Origin of the sequence: Cobetia sp. D5 (assembly GCF_035666195.1) — a bacterium.
Lineage (GTDB): Bacteria > Pseudomonadota > Gammaproteobacteria > Pseudomonadales > Halomonadaceae > Cobetia > Cobetia amphilecti.
The window spans coordinates 884,859-904,409 of sequence record NZ_CP142020.1; the positions used below are offsets into that span (position 1 = coordinate 884,859).

The window sequence follows — 19,551 nt, forward strand, 5'->3', positions numbered from 1 at the left end:
GTTGTACTTCACCTGACCCGCTGTCAGCTATCGGTCTTGCGCCGTGTCCCAGTCGCTCGCTTGCGGGGGCTCCTGGTGGAAGCACTTTTACGAGAAGCGCCGTCAGAAGTGCTGCCAGAAGCGGTCTTGCCTGAAGAGCTGCCAGAGGCGCGCTTCTTGTAGGACGTGGCCTTGCGACGCGAGCCGCCCTTGCCGCCGCCCTTGCGCGGCGCGGGTGTCGCACCGCCGACGCTGGCCAGTGCCGTGCTCAAGCGGCTGGCGGAGCTATCGGCGAGCAGCGCACGCAGGTCCACGATCAATTCGCTCAAGAAGGGCGCCGCCGGGTCGCCTTGCTCGTGGATCATGCTCAGGCGTTGCTCCCACTGCGCGGTGCGCTCCGGGCGCGACACGGCAGGCGGCAGCGCATGAATCAGCGCGCGGCCGATACGCGTCGAGCGCATCGCCTGGCCTTCGCGCACCAGATAGCCGCGATTGATCAGTGTCTCGAGCATGCCGGCGCGTGTCGCCTCGGTGCCTAGGCCATCCACATCGCGCAGCGTGCGACGCACCGCTTCATCCTCGACGTAGCGCGCGATGTTCATCATCGCCTGAATCAGGCTGGCGTCATTGAAGGGTTCCGGCGGGCGGGTCTCTTTCTCCTCGATACCACAGTCGAGCACGCAGGCCGGTTCGCCTTCCGTCAGGGCGGGCAGTGGCGGCGGGGTCTTGTCATCGGCGGCTGCGTTCTTGTCAGGGGTCTTCTTGTCAGAGTCTTGCTTATCTGCTGTCTCCCCGGCCTCCGCAGCGCGCTGGAACAGCACCTTCCAGCCCTCGTCGATGACGCTGCGGCCACTGGCGCGGAAGGGCTCCTTGGCGAAGCGCAGCTCGACCTTGACCTCGCGATAGCGATAGGCCGGATAGAACTGGGCCAGCACGTTGCGTGTGATCATGCGGTAGAGGTTGGCTTCATCGCGCGACAGGCGCGCATAGTCCGGCTCGCGCCCGGTCGGCGCCAAGGCGTGGTGCGCGCTGACCTTGCTGTCATTGAAGGCGCGCGAGCGCAGGCTGAAATCGGCGCCGCCACTGTAGCGTTCAAGCTCGCGGTCACCTACGCAGGCGCTGATCATCAGATTGGCCATGCCGGCGTGATGTTCGCGCGGCAGGTAGCGGCAGTCGGAGCGCGGATAGGTGATCAGCTGATGACGCTCGTAAAGCGCCTGACAGGTGTCGAGGACCTTCTGGGCGGGCAGGCGAAAACGGCGTGCGGCATCGACCTGCAGCGCCGAGAGCGAATAGGGCAGCGGTGCGGGCTGGGACTTGTCGCTGGCCTCGACACTTTCGACATGGCCATCGCCGAGGGTAGTCAAGGTCGCGAGATGGCGGGCGAGGCGCTCGGCGGGACGGCTATCCAGCAGGCGCCCCTTGTCATCCAGTGGCAGCGGGGTGCCCTTGTCCGCCAGACGTTGCAGCCAGGGTGAGCTGGGCGCATGCCACCAGGCCTTGAAGCTGCCCGCCGCCACGCCAGCCTCGATCCACAGCGGGAAGAAGGCGCGGGGCTCGAAGGCCTCGATTTCCTCGTCACGTCGCACGACCAGCCCCAGCAGCGGCGTCTGCACGCGTCCCACCGACAATACGCCGTCGTGGCCGGCCTGACGCCCGGTCAATGTCCAGGCGCGGGTCAGATTCATGCCATACAGCCAGTCGGCGCGCTGGCGCGCCAGCGCGGCTTCATAGAGCGGCTGCCAGCGCTGATTGTCGTCCAGCCTGTTGAGGGCACGGCTGACGGCGGGGCGGTTCATGTCACTGATCAGCAGGCGTTTGACCGGCCCGCGCCAGCGCATGTGCTCCAGCACTTCCTGCACCAGCAGCTGGCCTTCACGGTCGGGGTCGCCGGCATGCACGACCTCATCGGCCAGCTTGAGCTGCTCGCGGATGGTCTTGAGCTGACCGCGCGCCTGGCTGCGTGGCTTGAGCTTCCATTGCTCGGGGATGATCGGCAGGTGATCCAGCGACCAGCGCTTGAAGCGCTCGTCGTAGTCATCCGGCGGGGCCTGCTCCAGCAGGTGGCCGATGCACCAGGTGACACGGGTGTCACCGGCATCGATATAGCCGTCGCGCTTGCTTGAGCGTCCGGGCAGCGCCTCGGCAATGGCGCGGGCGAGGCTGGGCTTTTCTGCGATGATCAGGCGCATCGGGCATCCTGCGGTCAAAGGCTATCGATATGATGATCCATACAGTATGCCGTTGGCCCGAGGCGGGGATCAATCGTCGTCGAGCGCGCGACGCGCCTGGACGAGGGCGCGATACCAGTCGCGGTTGGCGGTCTGGATCAGCGGGGGTCGATTGGAGAGATAGCTGACCGGGTGGTGGTCGGCAGGCTGATAGTTGCTGAGCATGTTGAGCGTCGCTTCACGGGCGCCGAAGGTATCGCGCAGGAACTCGATGGCCAGCGGCTCCAGCTCGACGCGGTAGTGGCGCACCAGTGCGATGGCCAGTGATTCGGCGGTGCGCGACAGGTCATCGTCGATTTCGCGCACCATGGCGCTGCCCAGGGCCGCCTTGGCCGCCGCGGACTGATTGGGCTCCAGCTGGCCGAAATAGGCGGCGTTGGAGCCATTGATGGCGCGCTGCACGGCCGGGCGTGACAGGTGTATGTGGGGCTCCAGCGCGAGGGCGATCTCGACCGCCATCGCCTTGGCCTTGTCGACACCGACGCGCAGCACCGTCTCGCGCGCCTGGTAGGCGATCTCGCTGTCGACGCGCTTGATGCGGCTCTCGTTCAAGTGATCGGCCAGATGCTTGCAGACCTCCGCCTTGGCTTCATCGTCCAGCGCGATGGTCTTTTCCTGGATGCGCAGACCGCGGCGGCCCGGACCGACCCGCAGGCGGGTGGCGTCATCGGACATCTGCGAGGCGATGTTTTCCCAGCGCTTGGACATCTTGAGGAAGACGGCGTGGCTGCGCCCGACCTGCTCGTAGGCATTGGTCACCGTCTTGTAGAGGCGGATGGCGTTGGTGAGGATGTCGGCGCGCGAGCGCAGCGCGGCGCGGTGTTCACGATCGCCCTCATTGACCGCGATCGCCAGGTGCGTCACCTGCTCGGCAAGGGCGTCCATCGCCTGGGTGGAGCGCTCCAGCAGTACCTCGGCGCGCAGGCCGGAGGCGGCATCCTCCACCAGGGTGCCGGACTGCTCGGCCAGATAGACCGTCAGCGCCTTGAGGCGTGACAGGCCGGTGGCCTGACGAATGCGATAACGCGAGCGGGCATGCTCGAGGTTGTCCAGCGCGCGCGCCAGCTTCCAGCGGCCACGGTATTCGAAGGTCAGCAGCGGAATCTTGCGCCCGCTGATCAGCTCGAAGGCCAGAATCAGCATCTCCTCCACGTCCTGCAGGGTCATCAGCAGGTCGTTGTCCTGCTCGATGGCCGCCAGCACACGCTCGATGAAGTTCTCGTCACGCGGCACGCCGCTGTGCAGGTCGGGCGCGCGCCCTTCGAAGCGCTCACGCAGCAGGCCGATGGCCTCGGGGGCCAGCTCGGCTAGCTCATTGAACTGGGGCTCGAGCCATTCGCGGTTGAGGCTGTTCATGTCGCGGATACGCGCATGCAGGCCCACGCGACGGTAGACGTCGATCTGACTGATGATGCGCGCGGCATCACGGTCATCGAGCAGCTCCAGCGCCGCCAGCTCGACCCCCTCCGGCGCCAGATCCTGCTTGCGCAGCAGCATGGCCGCCGCTTCACGCCGGCGGGCATCGCCTTCGAGGCTCTCGACGATCAGATTGCGCGTGGCGAGGATCAGCTCCGGCACGGTGTCGATGACGCGCTCGATCTTGGCTTCGGTGCGGTCATAGCGCCGTGAGCTGGTCAGGTTGTGGGCGATATTGGCCACGATGCCCGCGACACCGGTGATGACGGTGTAGGAGATGAAGAAGATGTAGTTCTCGAAGGTCGGTTCCTTGCCGTAACCGAGCAGATAGCCGCCCCAGGCGCCGATCAGTGTCACCGGGCCTGCGGTCCACAGGATCTGCATCAGGCTCACCGACCAGGGCACACGCTCCACGGCCTGGGTAATGCGGCGAATCTCGTCGCGGCCCTCACGCTCCAGACGCACCTGGGGCGCGTCATTGGCAGTGTTGGCTCGGGGACGAAAGGGGCTCGGCAACAGCAAGGCAGGCTTCCTTGATTGAACGGGGTGGGGCTTCTGGCGCGACATGGGCTGCCGAGAGGTTCGTGAGCACGAGCCTCGAGCGCAGCGCGGGGCAAAGGGTGTCGCCAACAGTAGCATTGGGCAGCCTTTTGGCTCCAGTGAGCAAGGGCCGCAAGCGGGTCGAGCGTGGTAGAATTTCGCCCGCCACTGACTGGCCAGCGGGTCTCGCCAGGTCGTCAGGCTCACGCTAGGACATCTAAAAGCTCTGGAGGTTGTGTGGAACGAGACTTGGAAGCAGGAAAGGGTGCAGGTGACGGGGCTGAAGTCGTGTTGCTGGACGGCGGCATGGGCCAGGAACTGGTGCGTCGTAGCGGTCGTGAGCCGACGCCGCTGTGGTCGTCTCAGGTGATGCTGGATCAGCCTGAGCTGGTGCGTGACCTGCACCTGGATTTCATACGTGCCGGCGCGCGCGTCATCACGCTCAATACCTACACGGCCACGCCGCAGCGTCTGGGCCTGGCGGGTGTCGGCGAGTCGATCGCGGCCATTCATGCCGCAGCCGGCAAGGCCGCGCGGGATGCCATCGCCCTGAGTGGCGAGGCGGACGTGCGCGTGGCAGGCTGCCTGCCGCCGCTGGTCGCCACCTATCGCCCCGATGTCGCGCCGGATGCTGACGAGTCCCTGGCCAGCTATCGCCGGCTGGTGGAATTGCAGGCACCGCTGGTCGATGTCCTGCTGTGTGAGGCGCTGTCTTCCTGCGTCGAGGCTCGCGCCGCTGCCGCCGCCGCACTCGAGAGCGGCTTGCCGGTATGGGTCTCGCTGACGGTGAAGGATGACCTGACCGCGACCCTGCGCAGCGGTGAGCCGCTGGCAGACGCGATCAGCATGCTGCAAGCGATGGGCGTGGACGCGATCCTGATCAATTGCAGCGCGCCGGAAGCCATTCAGGGTAGTCTGGAAAATCTGCTGGCCAGCCCGCTGCCGACCGGTGCCTATGCCAATGGCTTCACCTCCATCGCGGAACTCAACCCCGGCGGCACCGTCAAGGACCTCAAGGCGCGCGAAGACCTGGGGCCTAAGCAGTACGCGGCGCATGCGCTGGGGTGGGTCAATGCCGGCATTCGTATCGTCGGCGGTTGCTGTGAGGTGGGCCCGGCGCATATCGCCTGCCTGGCCGAACAGCTCAGGTCAGCAGGTTATCGCTGCGTCAGCCGCTTGAGTGAGTGAACGATGAGGGGCGAGGCTTCCTCGTGATAGACTTCGCCCCTTGATTCGCAGGTTCTGACGGGCATCGCGCCTGAGGAAACGCCGAGGTGAACGCCGAGGCGACGATCGGGATGCGGTGTCTGCAGGGCTGTGAAACGCTTTTTTAGGGAGATGCCATGCTTGCCGAGTGGGTCGAACGGCTCTTGAGTTACGCCAGTGGGGCACTTGATGCCATCCGCGCCGATGAATCCTTTCCTGCCTTCATGCAGTGGGCGCATTCGGAGGGCGTGAACTACAGCGGTGGCGACGAAGCGCTGGCGGTAGCGCTGGCGCCGGTGCTGTGGAGCCAGACTCCGCTGGTGCGGCTCGACTTCGCGCGCGAGTCGTTGGCACCGCCCGGACGCAACGAGCCTTGCTGGTGTGACTCGGGTCGCAAGTACAAGCAGTGCTGCGACAAGGTGCAGTTGCCGGCGATTCCGGATCACCTGATGTGGATGCTGTCGCTGCGCGAGTTCAAGGGTGAACAGCTCAAGGCGGCGCTGGCCTCTGGTCTCGCGCCGGCGCAGGCGCTGCTCGAGGCGGGGCTGATCAGCGCCGAGAGCGGCAATCGCGGTCGGGCTCAGCAGATCATGGAGGCGCTGTTCGATACCAGCGACTGGTCGCGTCTGCCCGAGCAGGCCGAGCCTGGCTTCGAGCTGCTGCTGGATCTCTATCAGGAGCGCGGCTTCACCCGCAAGAAGGCGCTGCTGCTCGATGAGGTGCTGGAGCGTGGCCCTGCCTTCCTGCGTGGCGTCGCCCTGGAGCACCAATGTCTGCTGCATCTGGACAGCGATGATCTGGGCTCGGCGCGCGCCGCCTTCATTCGTGCCCAGCAGACGCTGCCCGATTCGCCGACGCTGGCGTATATCGAAGCCATGCTGCTGCTGCACGAAGGCCAGCCGGAAGAGGCGCAGGATCGTGCGCGCTTCTGGTGGCGTCGTCTGTCCAAGCAGAAGGACATCGAGCCCGGTCAGCTGGAATTCCTGGCGGATCTGGCCGAAAACCCGCGTGCCACGCTTGCCGAGCAGATGGTCAATTCCGATGAGTCGCTGTCGGATTCACTGGCCGCCCTGCAGGCGCTGTTCGAGGTGATCGAGCATCCGCCGCGTCTGGCGCTGGAAACGCAGGACGATGGCAGTCTGCTGTTCCGTCAGAATGCGGAGCAGGCCGTGACACTCGGGCTCTGGGAGGCGGTCTTCCCTGCGCGCATCGAGGAAGAGGCGGCACTGGCGCTGGATATCGATCCCTGGGATGTCCAGGACCCCAACGAGTGGCTGCAGCAGCTGTGCGCCAGCCCCGAGTGGCTGGACGTTCCGGCGGTGTGTCAGGGGCTGATCCTGGCGCTGGCCAGTCGCTTCGGTAGCCTGCCGTGGATGTCGGACACCTTCTTCGTGCCGCTGGCACAGCGCTTCGATCGTTGGCTCGATCAGATCGAACAGGCCGGCGGCCTGTTGCGCTGGGAAGATGGCGACAACGCCCAGTTGCTGCGCTGTGGACTGGGTCTGGTGATCGGCATGGAGCGCGGTGAGCGCGAGCGTTCGCGCCAGCTGGCGGAGCGCCTGCTCAAGCTTGACGAGGAAGACAGCCTCGGCCTGCGTGAGCTGGTGCTGGATCAGCTGCTGCGCGAAGGCCGCAACGACGAGGCCGTGACCCTCGCCGAGCATGATATCGAGCGACGTGCCGTCGATGAGGAAATGCCGCTGTTGGGCATCCTGATGGGCCAGGTGCTGGCGCTCTATCGACTGGGTCGCGACAAGGACGCCGAGCAGGCACTCGAGATCGTGCGGGAAGCCAATTCGCATCTGATCAGCCTGCTGCTGGCGGAGCATCCGCGGCCGGTGAGTCTGGCGGTGGAAGCACCGGAACCCGGCACGCGTGGTGAGGCCTGGCAGTACCGCACCTTGATGCGCGACCAGTGGAAGCGCAGCGAAGGCGCGCTTGCCTGGCTGGCCAAGCATCGCTGAGCCGGTGTCAAAGGCTGCTCATGCTGCCTGACGAGTGATCGCAAGCGCTCGTATGACTAGACCTCGTGTGACAAGGCCCCGTATGAAAAACCCCGCAGTGCCATGGCACTGCGGGGTTTTTTTGTGTCTCGCCTTGCATCGCGAGACGGACTCAGGGGGAGGCGCGAACAGGTGCGATCACTGCTGCTTGCCTTGCTGACGCAGACGCCAGGCTTCTCGAATGGCGCCGCGTAGCCCCGGCGTCTGGCCGACCTGGATGGCCTCCAGCGTCGCGGCGAAGGCATCCGGTGTGGCGCGCCAATCCGGGGGCTGGATGGCGCCTGCACTGCTGACGCCGACCCTGTCCAGTGGCGGTGGCGAGCGCTCGGGCAGTGCCCCGAAAAGCCGCATGCGGCTGTCCTGCACCTGGCGCAGACGATGGCGAAGCTCCTTGTAGCGTGAGCCGAAGGGGCGTGTGGCCAGAGTGATCAGGGCCGCCAGAATCCGCTCTTGCCATTCAGGGCGTGCCGGGTTGCGGTAGGCGACGCCGCGTTGCGAGGCTGCGCCTGCCTGACGGCGGTCCTTGAGCCAGTGCGGGGCCGTCCTGTCGAGCGCCTCGCCTTCGAACAGGATACCGGCGTTGATCTGCTGGCCACCGTGCACGCGGGTGAAGGGCAGGATGACGCAGTCCTCGAGCATGGCGCCTTCTTCCACGTAGCTGCCCTGTTCTAGGCAGCAGTGTCCCTTGAGCAGCACGCCGGGCTCCACATGGGTGGTGATGCCGGCGAAGCCGCCAGTGAGGCGCGATTCATCCAGGCGTGTCGCGCCGGCGGCGTAGTAGACGTGGTGCAGGTCCTGCTCGCCGGGCAATACTCCGCGCTCGCCATGTGGTGTCAGGCCTGAGTCATCGGCATCCAGTGCCTGCATCACCAGGGCGTGATAGTGCGACAGCGAGGCCAGCAGGGCCGGCCCCAGCTGGGAATTGTCGCGCAGCTCCGGCCAGTGCAGACGAGCGAGCGACGGGTCTGCCACGCTGGCCGGATGGCAGACCGGCGCGCCCGACGCCATGGCCTGCTCGCTGATCGCGAGGCTGTCATCCTTGAACCACTCCGGCATCAGCAGCACATCGGCACGCAGCACAGGGGCGGGCAGGGCGGCCATGGCGCCGAGTCGCTTGATCTGCTCGCGCGGGTCTCGCTCGCCGGGCATCGGCAGAATGTCGAGATCGATGCCCCAGCGTGAGCCATCGGCGATACGCGCCCGGAACCACTCGGGGTCACGGGCGATGATCAGGCTGATATGCGTCACGCCTCGCCCGACCAGCAGGTCGAGATTTCGCTCCAGCACGCTGCGTCCGGCAATCGGCAGCAGGGCCGGCGAGTAACGGCGGTCAATCGGCGCGACTTCCTGGCCGAGGCGGTCCGCCAACAGGATCACATGCATTGCACACCTCCTTGGCATGAGTCGTGATATTGACGCAGCGCAGCACGAATGAGAGAGGGAGTCTCACGCATCAGTAGGCTCCACGGCTGGTCAGAACGGCAGGAATCGTGCGCAACAGCAGCTTGATGTCTTCCTTGATGCCCTGACGATGCAGGTAGAAGAGATCCAGATGGATCTGTTGCTCGAAGGACAGGTCCGAGCGGCCCGACACCTGCCACAGCCCGGTCAACCCCGGGGTGGCATCCAGACGCATGCGCGCGCGTGCTTCGTAGAGCGCCACCTCGCGGGCCAGTGCCGGGCGTGGCCCGACCAGCGCCATCTCGCCGCGCAGCACGTTCCACAGCTGCGGCAATTCATCGATGGACAGCTTGCGGATGATACGACCCACGCGCGTGATGCGCGGGTCCTGCTTCATCTTGAACAGCACCCCGCCCTCGCTCTCGTTGGCGGCCTGCAGTTCGCGCAGACGCTCTTCGGCGTCGATGTACATCGAGCGGAACTTCCACAGCTTGAACGGCTTGCCGTGGCGCCCGATACGCTCCTGGCCGAACAGCACCGGGCCTGGCGATTCCAGGCGGATGGCCAGCACGGTGCCCAGCAGCAGCGGTGACAGCACCAGCAGCACGCCGCTGGCACCGACGATATCCATGGCGCGGCGCGCGCGCGGGGTCAGCCAGTTGCTCACTCGCCATCGAAAGTGGCGCCAGTTGGAGCGTGACTTCATCCACAGGCCGCGGCCGGGAATCGCCTCTTCCCCATACTTGCGCACGCTCATCAGAAAGCTCGGGTTGCCAAGCACGTAGCGCTTGAACATGCGGCGTGGCTCCATCAGCAGCCGCCAGGCCCATTCCATGCCCAGTCTGCGCACGACGCCCGGCGCACGCGGGATGCGCTGGGAATAGAAGTCGAACAGACCGCCGACGCCCATGACCACCGGCACCTCGAGTCGCTCACGGTAGGTCGAGATCCACTTCTCCTGGGCCGGCACGCCCATCGCCACCAGCAACAGGTCAGTGCCCTGATTGATCTGCGCCAGCACGTCGTCGATGATTTCCGGGCCGATGAAGCCGTGATGCACGCCACTGATCTCGAGAGTCGGCCATTGCTCGCGAAGCTTGTCGGCCATCCTGTCGGCCACGCCCGGCGCGGCGCCGAGCAGGAACAGGCGCTTGTTCTCCGCCACCAGCATGTCGCACAGGTGGGGCAGCAGATCGGTGCCATTGAGGTTGGCTTCAAGCTCCTGGCCGAGCATGCGGCAGGCCATCTTGACGCCGCTGCCATCGGGCAGCAGCAGGTCGCTGTCATGCAGTACCTGCATGTAATAGCGATCGACCTGGGCCACGTTCAGGCAGTGTGCATTGACGAAATTGACGGTGCGCGGCTGCGGGTCGCTGATCCAGCTCTTGAGCAGGCTCAGGCAGGTGTCGAGACTGGTGTTGACGAAGGGCACCCCCAGCACCTTGACGTGTGGCAGCGTCTTGACGCGCTCAGTGGTGAAGAGGGCTTGATCCAATGGCTGGCTCATCATGGTGACTCCACTTCATGAGCGTCCTGCTGTTGATTCGGTCTGGCCGACTGCGTGCGCGGCGCATTGTCGATCTTCTTCTTCTGCGCCTTGCCGATGACCCCCTGGGCGAGCCCTTCACAGCGTAGATAGAGACTCTTGGGCATCACGCGCAACATCAGGGCGGCCCCTGCCGTGGCAGCGGTGCGCCCGAATTCCGCCTTCCAGATGCCCGGCCATGCCTTGACGGCGCGGCGGCAATACGCCCAGGCAGCATCTCCGTCACGCAGGCGAATCGCCTGACGCGACAGGTAGCGCAGTTGGTAGGCCTGGGCGCGGGGATACCATTGCTCGATGAAGTCAGGCGCGTAGGCGCGCGTCAGCTCGACGATCGCAAGCCAGCTCTGGTACTGGCGCTCCAGTTGTGCCGAAAGCCCGCCTTCATTGAGCCGGTAGCGGGTCAGCGGCTCGGGAATGCCTTCCACCGTGGTGCCGGTCTTGAGGGCGATGCGGGTCCAGCACTCGATGTCTTCGCTCTGGCGCAGACTCTCATCGAAATAACAGGGCAGCACGCCGCCCCCCTTGACCTCACAGTCGAAGGCGATGGCCTCGAGAATCTCGCGGCGGATGACCGGCGCCGAGCCATTGCCCACCGGGTTGCGACAGAACAGCAGCCCCGGCGTGATGTCGGTCAGGCTCGGCATCTGGTAGTAGTCCAGCGGTTCGCCGTCGGCATCGATGAAGGCCGAGCGCGAGAAGGACAGACCTACCTCGGGGCGTGCCTCTAGGTGCTCGCGGTGGTGCGCCAGCTTGGCGGGCTCCCAGATGTCATCGGAGTCCAGGAAGGCCAGATAGCGACCCTGTGCGGCACGCACGCCCGTGTTGCGGGCCCCGGCCAGGCCGCGATTGACCGGATGCGTGATCAGCCTGAGACGCGGGTCGTCATAGGCCTCGCAGATCGCCCGGCTGCCATCGGGGGAGCAATCATCGATGATGAGCAGTTCGAAGTCGCCATCCTCCTGCGCCAGCACGCTGTCGATGGCGGCCGCGACGAAACGTTCGACGTTGTAGATCGGCATGATGACCGAAAAGGTCGGGGTCATGGTCTGGCCTCCTGGACGTCCCTGTCTGGGGAAAGCGATGCGGTGGATGCTGCGTGAGGTGTCTCTGGTGTGTCTGTCGAGTGTGGTGTGTCTGGCGAGTCTGGTGGTGGCGCATCTGCCACCCGGCCGTCCTGAGCGAGGATCAGCCGGCGCGTCCACAGGTAGCCGGGCAGGGCGGCCAGGCTGATGCCGACCAGAATGCCGGCCGCGACGCCGTTGATGCCGAAGGGCACGCCGGCGAACATGCCGGCGCCGAGCATCAGCGTCATGAAGATCTGCAGCTTGAGGTCTGCCCCTGGCATGCCCTGGGCGCGCAGCAACTGGCCGCAGCTGTCGAGCAGGATGCGCGGCAGGGCGGAGAGGCAGATCAGGATCAGGATCGGCAGGGCGCCACGCTCGACCCAGGCCTCTCCGAACAGGATCGGCACATACCAGGGTGCCAGCAGGCTCTGGGCGATGATGGCGGGCACGGCGACCAGCGCGAACAGACGCATGCCGTGGTGCATGCGTGCCAGTCGTTCGCGAGACGTCATGTCGCCGCATAGCTGCGGGAAGATGGCGGTGGAGTAGGCGCGCAAGAGGCCAAGGCTGATGCCGAGTCCGGCATTGAAGGCAAAGAAGTAGACGCCGAGCACGTCCATGGCGAACAGGGCACCGACCAGCAGGTAATCCATCTGCTGACGCAGTACCGAGACCACCTCGACGCCCATCATCGGGCGCGCGAAGCTCATCAGCGGCCGCGACCACAGCGTGGAGGGGCGCTCATCGATGCGCCATGATTCGCACCAGCGGTAGGCCAGGGTCCAGATGGGCGTCACGATCAGCTTGGGCAGGATCAAGGCCCAGAACCCGGCACCCATGGCGGCCAGCAGCATCACGCCGACGGCCTCGCCGATGCTCTGGCCCATCTCGATACGCGCCGTGATGTGCAGGCGGTTGCTGCGCAGAATTCGCGCCGCGTTGATGGCGGCGGGGGGCAGCATCGGGAAGATCAGCGCCAGCGCCATCAGCGGCAGGGTCAGATCGGGAGCGTCATAGAGGTAGGCCAGCAGCGGGGCCAGTGCCATCTGCAGCACCATCAGGCCAAGACACACCACCCAATTGAACCAGTAGGCATCGCGGCACAGGCGTTCATATCCCTCGCGACCGGCCTGCACCAGAGCGGGTACCACGGCGGCATTGGAGATGGCGTGCATGATCTCGTGCGCGGTAAGCACGATGGCGGCGATACCGAAGGACTCCGGCGCGATCATGCGCGCCGCCACCAGGGTCGCGCCCAATCGCGCGATGCGGTGCACCCCTTGCGACATGCCCATCCAGGCCAGATTGCGGATCAGGCGGCCATTGCCACCGTCTCCGCCACCTGTCAGACGTGTCTTGAGTCGCGTGATCACACCCATCGCCTGGCTCCCTGGCTTGTCGTGCCTTTCCAGGCATCTGGTCTTGTCAGTCATGCTTTTGAACGGCTGGTGTAGCCACTCTAGCGCAATGTACTGATGAATTGGCGTGATCTGGCGCAGCCTTGTTCCACTATCCCGTGATCGGGCTAGGTTGCCGTGTCGCTGCTGCCGGTGTCGGCGGAGGCGGGCGCTACCCTTGAAAGCGGCTTCTCCACATCCACCGGCCCCATGTTGTGGATATGCCCTTCGCTGGCGGGCAGGCCCGCCAGCTGGTGCGCCTTGCCGATCAGGATCAGTCCCGGCCAGATCAGGTAGGCCAGAATCTCCAGGTTCTCGCCGAAGGAGTAGACGAACAGCAGGCCGACCATGATCAAGCCCAGCTGCACGACAGGGCGGCCGACCACGAAGCGCAGCAGATGCAGCAGGCTGACCAGCATCGGAATCAACAGCGCGAACAGGCCGAAGATGCCCTTGACGAACAGCAGCCCATACCAGCTGTGGTGCGAGCCGATCGGCATGTACTCCACCAGGTGCGGGCCACGTTCGACGATGCCGTGGCCGAACCACGGCGCCTCGTTGCGCCAGCGATCCACCGCGATGCGCCCCAGCGCGGCCCGCACGCGGGTCGAGTCCGCCCGCGAGCCCTTGAAGGCGGCGATGAAGTTGTCGATGGCCTCCAGAATCGGCGCGCCGAGAAAGCCACCGATCAGGCTGACGCCGGAAAAGCTGAACCACAGCCACGGCTTGTGCAGACGCTTGAGCAGGAACATCCCGGCGCTGATCAACACCAGCGACACCAGCGCCATGCGCGAGCCGGACATCAGGATCATCAGCACGCTGCCGCCGATGCCGATCGCCTTCCACAAGGGGTGTTTCTCGAGCAGGGCGCAGGCGAAATAGATGCTGGCGACAAAGCCCACCGCCGGCGCCCAGGGCGTGAACAGGCGCCAGCGCGGCATGCCGCTGCCGGGGTCGATCTCATAGAGCGAGACGGCGAAGAATTCCGGCCCCGGCCCACCGATGGCCTGCAGCGGCGAGACGAAGGGCACCTGGGGCAGCCCCGCCAGCCAGGCGCCGACGAACACCGGCAGCAACAGCATGGTGTGCAGGCAGACATGCATGGCCGCGCGGATGATCACCGCCGGGCGGATCGCCAGACAGCCGATGATCGGGAAGACCGCCAGCAGCGCCCAGCCCTTGGCCCAGCCGATGGAGGACTTGATCAGCTTGCCGGTGCCGAGGTTCTCGATCAGGTGGCCGGCCAGCAGCGAGAACTCCATCACGATCATGCCGATGATCCACACCCACAGTGGCCAGGGCAGGCGCGGAAAACGCTGGCGGCCCTTGAGGTGCAGCCAGGCGGCACGCATCACCAGTGACCATGCCAGCACCGGTGCCAGCACATAGAGGCCGCCGACCAGATAGAACAGGTAGGTCGCGGTGATCGAGAACCAGATGATGCGTTCTTCCGGGGTCTCGGGGCGGACATCCGCCTCTGGCCCCGCCTTCAGGGAAAACATCGGCGGCTCACACGCTTTGCTGCAGACGCAGCAGGTAGGGTTTTCTGATCCACAGGAGAATCAGGCCGATGATGCTGAAGACGCTCGCGGCGAGCGCGCCGACGATGGCCAGCTTGATGCCCAGCGAATCCGCCTTCTCGGGCAATGGCGGCGGATCGAGAATCTGCAGCATCGGGTAGCTGGCGAAGGGGTCGATCTGACCGATGTCGATCTTGGCCAGCGCCGTGGTGTAGACCGCCGTGGCGACCTGTTGCTCGCGCAGCAGGTCCTGCAGCTGGGCGGCCTTGGCGACGCTGTTGTCCAGCCGCTGCTGGCGGGCCGCCAGATTGGCCCGCCCGGTGGCAAGCTCGCTGATCACGCCGCGCCGCTGGGTATCCAGGGTGATCAGCTCGCCGACCAGGGTGTCCTGATTGGCATGGCCGGACGCGGCACGCAGGGCATTCTGGTTGCGCGAGGACTGGCGGGGCAGCAACTGGCGCATGCGTGAGGCCAGCGAGCGCTCGAGGGAATCGAGCCCCGCGGCCAGATTGATGACCTCCGGATTGCGCTCGCCCCATTTGCCACGCGCTTCATCGAGACTGGCCGCCTGCTCCGCGGCTTGAGTCAGCAGCGCCTGATAGCGGGCGTCGCGCTGCAGGGCGATCACGCCACCAGCCTGGCCGGCATCCAGTCCCAGGCGACTGGACAGGGTGGCGAGCCGGGCGTTGAGGGCCGACAGTTCGCCATCACGCGTTTCCAGCGTGTCCTTGAGCGCCTCGACACTCAGCGTCAGTTCCTTGAACTGCTCCATGGAGACCAGCCCGGAGGTGGACTGGAACTCGAGCAGCTTGCGCTGGGTTTCCTTGAGCGTGCGGTCGTAGGTCTCGAGCGAGCGGCGGATGACGGCTTCGCGGCGCGCCTGCTCATCATTGCGCAGCTGTTCGATCACCTCATTGAAGGCATCGATGTGCGCATTGGCGCGTGCAAGCGCGGCCTTGGCGCTCGGCGCGCTGGTCTGGAAGGCGATCAGGGCGGTCTGGTCGGTCAGCTTGATCTTGGGCTTGCCGTAATCGTCGGGATGCATGTCGACCGTGCTGGCGGCACGCTCGAGCACGGCAGGGCTCTCGGCGATGGCGCGATAGTTGACCTTGGGGTCCAGCGAGGAGCTGGAGTAGGAAGAGTTGGCGCTGGTGCTGGCCTGGCCGATGTTCTCGAAGTTCACCGACAGACCGGAGCCGGTACCGGGCAGGATCATCGTCCAGCTGGTGGTGTAGGTGACAGGTGCCACGGCGATGAAGGCGATGGTCAACCCCCAGATGACACTCAGGATGGCGGTCGCCAGCAACAGGTAGGCCGCGCGGCGGGTGCGCGGGCGCATGCTGGAGCCACGCGCCGCCCAGCCCAGCAGGACGCCCAGGAGTCGGCGCCCCAGTGAGGGCTTGGCTGCGTCTTGTGGTGTGTCGGGTGAGCGGGACTCTGTCATGCACATCCTTGTCGCGTGGTAGTGATCGGTCGCATTCCATCAACGGACAGGCGATGGGTTACAGCAGAGTGGCCGGCGTCAGCAGGTCAGTCAGCGTGCGGGCGATATCACGGATGTTGGTGACACCGGAGTCATAGCAGCCGACCACATCTTCGGGCATCAGATAGGGATTGACGCCCACATCCGCCGGATTGGCCAGCAGGGCATCGATACCGCGATCGACCACGACCGGCTGATGCGTCATCGGGTTGGTACTGATCAGCACCGCGCGGCGCGAGCCGGAGGTCGCCTGGATACCGCCGACGCAGTTGGCATTGATCACGCCCTGCAGCATGCGCACGCCGTAGGGCACCTGCGAGCGCAACACCGTGTAATTGCTGACGTTGTTGTTGTTGGCCGGGGTGGTCAGGTTGGAGGCATAGATGACGATGCCCGGCGCGGTGAGCGGCGAGGGGCGCATCAGCGCGGCCTGGAAGGCGCCGCTGGAGGGCACGTGGATGCGGTCACCCACACGCAGCCAGGGATTGGCGGCATATTCGCCGTCGATCAGGCCGCGCATGTCGAGAATCTGTGTCTGGCCGTCGCGAATCAGCTCGATATGGCTCAGGTCCGCGTCGGGGCGGATGCCGCCAGCCGTGGTCAAGGCCGCCGACAGACGACGCTGTTGACTGGCATCGCCGCCGGCGAAATCGCGGCGCACCATGCGCTCTTCGGGCAGGCGGGTATTGATGACCGCCTCGCCCGGGAAGAACACCGCGCCGGACACCGCAACGGCCAACGGCGCCCATTCCTCGAGCCGGATGCTGACATGCGCCAGACCCGGGCGAATCAGCTCTTCCTGCACCAGACGCCGGGTGATCTCATCCGCCAGGGCGTCGATGGTCTTGTTGGAGGCCACGACCGGCGAGAGCCACGGCAGGCGCAGGCGTCCGTCATGATCTACCTCGTAGCTGCCATCGAAGAGTTCGCTGCCGGCGACCCTGACGCTCAGACGATCGCCCGCCGCCAACCGCTGGTCATCGCCCGCGGGCAGTTGCATGAAGCGATCATCGGCATGAGGGGCAGGCAGCTCCAGCGGCCAGTGGGTCGCCTGTTGCCAGTGATCTTCGGCGGGGGTGTCGTCCAGCATGATCGGCGTACAGCCGCCCATCAGCCCGGCCGTGATCGCGACGCCCAGCAGGCGTCGAAGAGAGCGGAAAAGGGAGCTGGGCCGAGTCAGGTCGCGTTTCATCAGGCTACCTCACGAGAAGGCCCTGTCCGGGTGTCACCGCTCGACTCCAGCAGCGGGTCGCGCTGATAGTAGATATCGAAGAGCTCGAACAGGCGCACGCGCTCCAGCTCTGTCTGCATGACCGGCGAGGGTTCGACCACCACCAGCGCCGCCGGGGACAGCGCATCATGCAGACTGACCAGCACCGAGAGCCCATCGGCATCAATGGCCTCGACATGGCTGAGGTCCACCGCCAGCGTGCCGGTGTGCTCAGGAATCATCGCCAGCATCTCCTGGCGGAAATAGCGCGCGAGCTCGCCTGTCAGCTGGGCAGGCGGCGTGATCATGATGCCTTCGTGAATCCGGGTGGTGATGGGCATGACGGGCTCCCTGTGCTTGATGTCACCGCCTGGCGCCAGCTGGGCCTGCGGTGCAGCTTGTTATCTTTATGCACTATGCCGCATAAGCATCGTTTACCTGCTGTTACAGTGTCAACGACGCCGACTGACTTGCCTCATTCCTTCTTGCTGGGTTTCGTGGTGCTACCTGCTGTTTTCGAGCTCTCCTGCTGTCTTCGGGCTCTCCAGGTTGCCTGCGCGGCGTTGTCACTCGCCCGACATGGCGGGTGACTTGTGTGGCGTGGCCAGCATCGCGCCCCAGTGGCGGAAGCGCAGCAACAGCAACAGGCCCGGTATGGCGGCCAGCGTGCAGATCCAGAAGAAGCTGTCCCAGCCGGCCGCATCGGCCAGATAGCCGGAGGGCGCGGCAATCACCACGCGCGGCAGGCCCATGATCGATGAGAGCATCGCGTATTGGCCGGCGGTGAAGCGCTTGTCGGTCAGCGCGCCCATGAAGGCGATGAAGGCGGCGCTGCCCATGCCGGCCGCCAGATTCTCGAAGGCGACCACCGCCGCGAGCCACGCCAGCGAATCACCGACGTGATGCAGCCAGACGAAGCCGGCAGTCGATACCATCTGCAGGATGCCGAACCTCCAGAGCGCCCGATAGATGCCGATGCGCATGATCATCAGGCCGCCGAAGAAGGTGCCGGCCAGCAACGGCCACAGGCCGAACAGCTTGACGGTCGCGCCGATCTGGGAGTTGCTGAAGCCGATGTCCTTGTAGAAGGGCGTGGTCAGATTGCCCGCCACGGAATCACCCAGCTTGTAGAGCAGGATGAACAGCAGCAGCCAGATGGCGCCATCGCGTTTCATGAAGTGGCGGATGGGGTCCCACAGGATCTCATGCAGATGATGGGCGCGCGGCGCGGCCTGAGCCTCGGGTTCCGGTGCCAGCAGGGTCACCAGCATGCAGGCACCCAGGGTCGCGGCCATGATCAGGTAGGTCACGCGGAAGCCGATCATGTCGGCCAGCACCAGGCCACCGGCCGAGGCCATCAGCATGCCGATGCGATAGCCATAGACATAGAAGCTGGAGCCCAGCCCCAGCTCGTTGTCCGGCAGATGCTCGCGCCGATAGGCGTCGATCACGATGTCCTGGGTGGCGCTGAAGAAGCTGACCGCCAGCGCGATGGCGCCCATGGTCAGCGGCGACATGTGCGGGTCCTGCAACGCAAGCAACGCGATCAGTGCGGTCAGGGCCAGCTGGGCGATCATCAGCCAGCCACGGCGCCGACCGAGCACCGGCGGCATGATGCGGTCCAGCAATGGCGCCCACAGAAACTTGAGGGTGTAGGGCAGGCCGACGAGCGCGAGCAGGCCCACGGCGTCCAGTGAGACACCGGCATCCGTCATCCAGGCCTGCAGTACGCTACCGGTCAGCAGCAGTGGCAGCCCGGAGGCGAAGCCCATCAGGAACGTGATACCATGACGGCCAACGAGTAAGCGTAAATCCTTTGAAGTCAAAGCCTTGCCTGTCCATGCAGAGGGTGTGGCCGCGCGTGTCACACGCACGGTGAGCGGCTATCTGCCGCTTGCGTCATTCATGGCCGGATTGTCGCACTGCCTGAGGGCAAGAGCCATGCATTGTCCTGCCGGTCAGCCGACAGGCATGATGCAGGTCGAGACACGCATGAGTGGGGCAGGCAGGCAATGAGAGGTCATCATGAGTGAAGCCCGAGAAGCTGCCAAGGCGCATTGGTATCTGATCCAGTGCAAGGGCGGGGAATCCTTCCGTGCGGCGGAGAACCTCACCAATCAGGGATTTCACGTCTTCCACCCCCTGTTGGAGGTGGAAAAGAAGCGCGGCGGCAAGCTGCGTTGGGTCGAAGAGCCGCTCTTCCCCTATTACCTGTTCATACGCCTTGATCAGATGGATGACAACTGGCGTCCGATTCGCTCGACCCGTGGCGTGCTCAAGCTGGTCAGCTTCGGCAACACGCCGACGGCGGTGCCGACGCCCCTGGTGGAAGCCCTGATCGCCAGCGGCGAGCAACGCCAGGAGCAACCGCCGGAGAATGTCTATTTCCGGGCCGGCGAGCAGGTCGAGATCATCGATGGCCCCTTGAGTTCGCTCAGTGGCGTCTTCGAGAGCGCGAAGGGCGATGAGCGCGTCATCGTGCTGCTCAATCTGATCAATCAGCAACAGCGTGTCGAGCTTTCCAGTCGTCAGCTGCGGCGTAGCGAAAGCTGAGC

General features: G+C 65.4%; 14 protein-coding genes. 3 read left to right on the forward strand and 11 right to left on the reverse strand.

The genetic code is table 11. The annotated features are described in order from the left end of the window. Window positions 1-23 precede the first annotated feature (23 nt). Entirely contained in the window at window positions 24-2,171 is a 2,148-nt protein-coding gene (locus U0O11_RS03770) for a DNA topoisomerase III (RefSeq protein WP_324691736.1), read from the reverse strand. Between the two features lie 69 nt (window positions 2,172-2,240). After that, window positions 2,241-4,148 carry a hypothetical protein gene (locus tag U0O11_RS03775; RefSeq protein WP_043332458.1) on the reverse strand — a complete coding sequence of 636 codons (1,908 nt, stop codon included), beginning with the start codon at window positions 4,146-4,148 and terminating at the stop codon, window positions 2,241-2,243. Between the two features lie 267 nt (window positions 4,149-4,415). On the opposite strand from U0O11_RS03775, the gene U0O11_RS03780 reads away from it, so the two are divergent. Together U0O11_RS03780 and U0O11_RS03785 are read left to right on the forward strand one after the other, a co-directional pair. Beyond that, window positions 4,416-5,354: a homocysteine S-methyltransferase family protein gene (locus tag U0O11_RS03780; protein ID WP_324691738.1), complete on the forward strand. Its 939-nt coding sequence runs from the start codon at window positions 4,416-4,418 to the stop codon at window positions 5,352-5,354. 155 nt (window positions 5,355-5,509) lie between these two features. Beyond that, window positions 5,510-7,336 (forward strand): SEC-C domain-containing protein, encoded by a 1,827-nt coding sequence (locus U0O11_RS03785; protein ID WP_054555069.1) that lies wholly within the window; start codon window positions 5,510-5,512, stop codon window positions 7,334-7,336. A gap of 177 nt (window positions 7,337-7,513) precedes the next feature. Here the strand turns inward: U0O11_RS03785 and U0O11_RS03790 are convergent, their stop codons facing one another. From U0O11_RS03790 to U0O11_RS03830, 9 genes are all read right to left on the reverse strand, one after another. Further along, window positions 7,514-8,758 carry a hypothetical protein gene (locus tag U0O11_RS03790; RefSeq protein ID WP_324691740.1) on the reverse strand — a complete coding sequence of 415 codons (1,245 nt, stop codon included), beginning with the start codon at window positions 8,756-8,758 and terminating at the stop codon, window positions 7,514-7,516. A gap of 70 nt (window positions 8,759-8,828) precedes the next feature. Further along, a complete protein-coding gene (locus U0O11_RS03795) occupies window positions 8,829-10,283 on the reverse strand; it encodes a WecB/TagA/CpsF family glycosyltransferase (protein ID WP_159055787.1) in 1,455 nt (484 codons plus the stop codon). After that, window positions 10,283-11,365 (reverse strand): glycosyltransferase family 2 protein, encoded by a 1,083-nt coding sequence (locus tag U0O11_RS03800; protein ID WP_324691742.1) that lies wholly within the window; start codon window positions 11,363-11,365, stop codon window positions 10,283-10,285. The genes U0O11_RS03795 and U0O11_RS03800 overlap by 1 nt, the downstream gene beginning before the upstream one ends. Then, window positions 11,362-12,765, reverse strand: coding sequence for an oligosaccharide flippase family protein (locus U0O11_RS03805; RefSeq protein WP_324691744.1), 1,404 nt, complete (start codon window positions 12,763-12,765; stop codon window positions 11,362-11,364). Before U0O11_RS03805 ends, U0O11_RS03800 begins: the two co-directional genes overlap by 4 nt. Before the next feature lie 146 nt (window positions 12,766-12,911). Further along, complete coding sequence (locus U0O11_RS03810) at window positions 12,912-14,285, reverse strand: O-antigen ligase family protein (RefSeq protein WP_324691746.1); 1,374 nt, start codon at window positions 14,283-14,285, stop codon at window positions 12,912-12,914. A 7-nt stretch (window positions 14,286-14,292) separates the two neighbouring features. Continuing rightward, window positions 14,293-15,747: a GumC family protein gene (locus U0O11_RS03815; RefSeq protein ID WP_324691748.1), complete on the reverse strand. Its 1,455-nt coding sequence runs from the start codon at window positions 15,745-15,747 to the stop codon at window positions 14,293-14,295. Window positions 15,748-15,805: 58 nt separating this feature from the next. Then, entirely contained in the window at window positions 15,806-16,978 is a 1,173-nt protein-coding gene (locus U0O11_RS03820; RefSeq protein ID WP_215823944.1) for a polysaccharide biosynthesis/export family protein, read from the reverse strand. Then, window positions 16,978-17,337, reverse strand: a complete 360-nt coding sequence (locus tag U0O11_RS03825; RefSeq protein ID WP_043332452.1) for an STAS domain-containing protein — start codon at window positions 17,335-17,337, stop codon at window positions 16,978-16,980. Before U0O11_RS03825 ends, U0O11_RS03820 begins: the two co-directional genes overlap by 1 nt. A 225-nt stretch (window positions 17,338-17,562) precedes the next feature. After that, on the reverse strand, window positions 17,563-18,768 hold the full coding sequence (locus U0O11_RS03830) for an AmpG family muropeptide MFS transporter (protein ID WP_324691750.1): 1,206 nt from the start codon (window positions 18,766-18,768) through the stop codon (window positions 17,563-17,565). Between the two features lie 253 nt (window positions 18,769-19,021). Between U0O11_RS03830 and rfaH the strand changes: the two genes are divergently transcribed. Continuing rightward, complete coding sequence (gene rfaH, locus U0O11_RS03835; RefSeq protein WP_176676340.1) at window positions 19,022-19,549, forward strand: transcription/translation regulatory transformer protein RfaH; 528 nt, start codon at window positions 19,022-19,024, stop codon at window positions 19,547-19,549. The last annotated feature ends 2 nt before the right edge of the window (window positions 19,550-19,551 follow it).